The sequence below is a fragment of the Malaciobacter sp. genome (assembly GCF_055140965.1).
Map to the genome: position 1 here is coordinate 1 of NZ_JBSRRO010000070.1, position 5,502 is coordinate 5,502.

A 5,502-nucleotide genomic window follows, 5' to 3' on the forward strand; every position below is an offset into this window, starting at 1 on the left:
AAATAATATAACTTCTTCACAAGTAGCTTTAAATCAATCAAAAATTTATATAGATAAAAATTTACTTTTAATTAGAAAATTGATTCAAGAAAATATACTATATTCAAAAAGAGCAAAAAGATTTAATATTCAAGGTGTAGTAAAAGTGAAGTTTAAAATATTAAAAAATGGTATGATTGATAAAATAGATATTCTAAAAGGGCATAAGTTACTAAGAAAGTCAACTATTGAAGCTATAAAAAAAGCTTCCAAGAACTTTCCAAAAGTTCCTAAAAGCTTAATTATTACTCTTCCTATTGAGTATAAGTTAATTTAATAAACTAAAAACTCTCCCATGAATCATCATTTTTAAATGAAGATTTAAACTCTAAGGGTGCTTTTTCTTTTTTAGTTGTTTTTTCTTTTTTTATATCAATGTGAAGTTGTTTTGCTTTAACTTCATTTTTACCTTCAAACTCTTTTTCATTGGCATTTTCAACTACTTTTTTTGCGATTTCAGATGTATTTAGTGCAACTTCTTGAGTTTGTGTTGCAATGAATGCATTTTGTTGTGTTTGTTGATCTAAGTTATTAATTGCATCGTTTATTTGAACAATACCACTTTCTTGCTCTTTTGCTGCACTTGAAACATCAGAGATTAAAATAGTTGTTTTATTAATATCCTCTTTTAAATGCTTATAACCTTCAATCATTTCATTCGCAATATTTTTACCCTCATTAGCTTTTATTGTAGCATTTTCAACTAACTCTTTAATCTCTTTTGCTGCTTGTGCACTTCTACTTGCAAGGTTTCTTACTTCTTGTGCTACAACTGCAAAACCTTTTCCTGCTTCGCCTGCTGTTGCTGCTTCAACAGCTGCATTTAAACTTAAAATATTTGTTTGAAAAGCAATTTGGTCAATTACTGTTATTGCTTCATTTATTGAGCTTACTTGTTCATTTATATTTTCCATAGAAGAAGTCGTTTTAATAGCTAAATCTTCTCCACTTTGAGCAGAAGAAGAGACATCTTTTGTTAAAGTGTGAATCTCTGAAATTTTATTTGTTGTTAATTTTATATTGCCTGTTATTTGTTCAATTGCAGCAGCGGTTTCTTCTAAACTTGTTGCAGCTTCATTTGAGCTTGTATTTAATGTATCAACATTTTGTAGTAAGATATTTGAACTTTCACTAAGAGTTAATCCATTTGCTTTATTTTCTAATAACATTTGTGTTATAGAAAGACCTAAGTTATTTACTCCTGTTGCAAGTTTTTCTAAATGTTTTTTTATTCCTTGTGTATTTACTTTTTTTAGATAATTATATTTTGAAAACTCTTCTAAAACATCTAAAATATTATCAATATTATTCTCAAGATTTTGTCCCATATTGTTTAATACATCTTTTAATTCATTAAGTGCTGGGTTTGTTACATTTGTTGAGATTCTTTGACACAAATCTCCTTGTTGGAACTCATTTAAAACAGCTACTGTTTCGTTTATAATGGCTCTATCTTCTTCAATAGATTTTTTAGTAATATTGATATTTTTGTTTACAACTTTTGACATAATACCAAACTCATTATTTGAATTATTTGTTAAAGGTTTTACTTCATTTGTTTCTTTGTTTAAGTACCTAAAGAAGTTTAATAATCCTTCTTGAAATTCATGTATTTGCGTATTTATATCTTTTGGAATATATGCACCAAGTAATAAAATAATAAAAAGAACAATTGCAGATAAAATTTCAATCGTTAATGTTAAACTTTCATTTATATTTTCTACTTCTGATTCAACATATTTTTGCTCTTCTTTAATCAAGAGTTTTATATCAGCAGTTATTTTTGCAATTTTAGGACCAATTGTTCTTAGTTCCTTAATTAAGGTATTTTCATTGTCTATTATAAATACAAGTTTATCAACACCTTTTTTATATATATTACTCAACTTTCGCACATAAACCCTAACTCTTTTTGAGTGTAAGTACTCAGCACAGCGATAATTTGAAGTAAATCTTTATTCTCCTTTACAACATTTCCTATTTCACAGATTTTTGTCAATATTTGAATAAAAAGTTGCATAGAAATTGCCAATGTTTCAAGTTCACATTCTAAATCTCTAAAGAGTTCTCCAAGTGTTTGTGGTTCGTGTTTTATACGATTAATATAACTAACAATATTGTAGGTAAACATAGAAAGTGTAATTTTTGCTATGAGTGCTTCATAGATACGATTTTCTTCTTTTCCTAAGCCAAATAGGCTTCTGAGGTCTTTATAACCTTGTTCGATATTCCATCGCTTTTTATAGGTTGCTAAAATCTCTTTGCCTGATAAAATCAACTCCGTTGATATAAATACAAGTAAATCCTTGGCAGTATGAAGAAATACTAATTTTACTTTACCAAGCACACTATGTTCTACAATTGCATCGAAATATTGATACGATATTTTTCCATGCTTGCCAATGCTTGTATGACGGACATTTTTCAAACTGTTGTAAATTGCATTGAGAGTTTTATGTTTGCCTTTGAAGTTCCAAATAAGTTTATTGTTTGGAAGTCTGGCAATAACGGGCATACCTAAATCATTAGCTTCTTTTATAAAATTTGGTTTGGCATACCAGCTATCAACAAGCAAATAGTCCGCCTCTACACCGTTATCAAGTGCACGAGAAAGCATCTCTAATGCAAGAATGTTTTTACCTTTTATAATTTCCCTCTTTCTTTGGTAAGCATTACTTCTATGATGCAGTTTCGTTGTAAATTCAGATATATTTTTACGATAGCTATCATTCATCTTAATAGAAAAATCAAGTTGAAAAGTTGAATGTGAATCTGCATAATTTAGAGATACAATATTTAAGGCATTGATACTTCGGTGTTCTTTATTGCTCCAAACATATTTACAACTGCCTTCAATACACTTACCTCTTTTAGCTTCTACGGTATCATCAATAATTAAAAGTTTATACTCACCCTTTTTATGCAGTGGTTTTATCTTTTTTAAAAGTTCTGTTGAGCTTAGCAATAAAAACTTCCGCCAGTTATAGCGTTTCTCTTTTATAAATCTGTAATAGGTATCTTTACCAAAGGCACTATGACTCTTCTTTATAAAAGTTGATTGTCTTTTTTGCATAATCAGCATATATAAGAAGTGAAGAATTATTTGCAATGGAGCATAACCAACTTCTCTTTTTACAAAGTTACTTTGTTGAAGTATCTTTATTATTTTTATCTCTTTTAAAACTTCATAAATTGGATTCTTTAATAAGCTCTTCATAGCAGTTTGAATATAATTGTCAAGTCCCATAAAAACACCTTTGTATAGTTGATTGTCGTTATGAAATTATACTAAAAAGTGCCTCTTTATGGGCTTTAATATTCAGGTTTCGTTCGTGGATTTAGCAGAATCTATGTGCGAAAGTTGAGTATATTAATTAATTTTATTGCACTGTTTAACTTTTCAATATTTGTATTAGAATACAATGTAGGTTTTATTTTATCTATTTGTGCTTTTAAAATATCAAATCTTTTAATTACTTCATAATTATGCTCTTTTTTATTTGATGTAATAAATTTAAGTGTATAAAATCTTCCTAAAAGTAGAGTTCTAATAGCTTTTGCAGTCTTTAAAGAAGCATTTAAATTATTTTGTTTATCACTACTTTCCATGATCTCATTTAGAAGTTCTTCTATTTTTTTACCATTAATTGTTAAATTATTTTCAATAATTTTATTATTTTGATTTCTATAATCATTTAGTTCATAAAAATTTATTTTATAGACTTCTAATAGTTGTGATAAGGTATCTTCCAGCTTTTTTTGCTGAGAATTTTTGATACTGCTTTTTAACTGTTTTTCAAAATCTTTAGTTTTTTCATAATATTGTTCAAAACGATTTATATCAAAGTTTTCATTTTTACTAATAAAACTTTTTACTTCCATTCTCACCATAAGCATATTTTCTTGAACATTACTTGCAAGGTTAGTGTTATTTGCCATATTTTTATATTTATCAAAGCCACTTGAAGATTTTGATAAGCCATATATACTATAAGCAGCCAATGAAATAATTAGCAAACTTATAGTGATAAATGAGACTATTAATTTTAATTTAATAGATAGATTTTTCATAGAATATTTCTCCTCAAAAATAAGTGCATTATGATAAGTATTATCACTTAAGCCTAGTTTAAAATACAACTCATTTTTTATTTAAGTTACAAATATACATATAAAAATTATTTTTAAAGGATTAAATTCTTATTTTATTACTATTTTATAGTTTCAATAAACTATCATTTATTAATTATTAAATCTATTTTACTTAATTTTTCAAAGCTTAGATTACTTTTAGAAGATAGATTCATTGTTTTTGATATAAGCTTTTTTTTAAGAAGTTTTTTTATATCTTTTAAATAGGTCTTATTTTCTTTTAAAGGTAAAAAGTAGATTTTTTCGTAAGGGTATTCTTTTTCTTTAGTTGAAATCTTAATTGAAATAAAGAAGACTTGATTATATTCTTTTTCTTTCATTAAAAAAAAATCCTTCAAATAATTTTATTATATATTTTGTGTTTTAAAATTATATATTAAAATAGTATCAATATATTAACACTTTTCAAACTATTATAAAATTATTTATTTAAGGATAAAAAATTATTATTTAAATTTTTCTATGATTTTTGCTTCTAGCTCTTGTATAGTTTCAATAGCATCTTCTTCATGGTCTGAAAACCCCCAATTAACTAAAACTGAATCAACATTTGCTTTAGCAGCTGCCATTGTATCTTTTAAGCTATCTCCTATTAGTTGAGCATTTGTATTTAAAATACTATGTTTATCAAGAATTTTTTGCACCATTTCTGGGTGAGGCTTTGGATTTGTAACGCTATCATATCCTAAGATTGTAGGAAATAATGAACCAATTCCCACATAATCTAGCATCTTTTTTGCATATTGTGAGTTTGCATTTGTTGCAACAGCAAGTGTAAAATCATTTTTTAAATCATCAAGTAAAGTTGCTATTCCATCATATAGTTCCAAATCAGTCAAACAGTGTTCATTATAGTAGTTTTCAAACAAGTGCACTTGTTCATCTGTAAACTCTTTTGTTCCATAAAAAAACTCTGCTGAGTTAATTTCTGGTTTATTTATATGCTCTAAGATATACTTATCTTCTAATTTATGAAGTCCTGTATTTTCTCTAACATAGTTTATAGTATTTGTGATGGCTTTTGAACTATTTACTAAAGTTCCATCCATATCAAACATAATTAATCTCATGTAGTTCTCTTTGTAAAAAATTTATCTTATTATACGCTTTTGAGCTCAAATATTAGTTTAAGTAAGAAAATTAACACTTACTTAACAAACAGAAGTTATAATTATTTTACAAAACAAGAGTTAGATTCCTCCTACACAATTTAATATCTTGCGGATTTTTTATATATCAGGTTAGCTTCACTTTAAGTGAAGCTTATTTTTAATAAAGTTTAAATAAGATAATAAAATGATTTTTAAAGTT

5 protein-coding genes and 1 pseudogene are annotated in these 5,502 nt (G+C 26.3%); 1 reads left to right on the forward strand and 5 read right to left on the reverse strand.

The features are described 5' to 3' along the window. Positions 1–316: energy transducer TonB (locus ACTCCZ_RS13220; RefSeq protein WP_463187416.1), on the forward strand; the 316-nt coding region annotated here is incomplete at its 5' end. A 4-nt stretch (positions 317–320) separates the two neighbouring features. Here the strand turns inward: ACTCCZ_RS13220 and ACTCCZ_RS13225 are convergent. The 5 genes and pseudogenes from ACTCCZ_RS13225 to ACTCCZ_RS13245 all read right to left on the reverse strand — a co-directional run. Continuing rightward, positions 321–1,319: pseudogene (locus ACTCCZ_RS13225) on the reverse strand (methyl-accepting chemotaxis protein); the annotation flags it as partial. A 602-nt stretch (positions 1,320–1,921) separates the two neighbouring features. After that, positions 1,922–3,286, reverse strand: coding sequence for an IS4 family transposase (locus ACTCCZ_RS13230; RefSeq protein ID WP_079578416.1), 1,365 nt, complete (start codon positions 3,284–3,286; stop codon positions 1,922–1,924). 101 nt (positions 3,287–3,387) lie between these two features. Further along, positions 3,388–4,110 carry a CHASE3 domain-containing protein gene (locus ACTCCZ_RS13235; protein ID WP_079578414.1) on the reverse strand — a complete coding sequence of 241 codons (723 nt, stop codon included), beginning with the start codon at positions 4,108–4,110 and terminating at the stop codon, positions 3,388–3,390. A gap of 164 nt (positions 4,111–4,274) precedes the next feature. Continuing rightward, positions 4,275–4,511 carry a hypothetical protein gene (locus tag ACTCCZ_RS13240; protein ID WP_079578412.1) on the reverse strand — a complete coding sequence of 79 codons (237 nt, stop codon included), beginning with the start codon at positions 4,509–4,511 and terminating at the stop codon, positions 4,275–4,277. Positions 4,512–4,637: 126 nt separating this feature from the next. Then, complete coding sequence (locus tag ACTCCZ_RS13245; RefSeq protein ID WP_079578410.1) at positions 4,638–5,261, reverse strand: HAD family hydrolase; 624 nt, start codon at positions 5,259–5,261, stop codon at positions 4,638–4,640. Positions 5,262–5,502 lie beyond the last annotated feature (241 nt).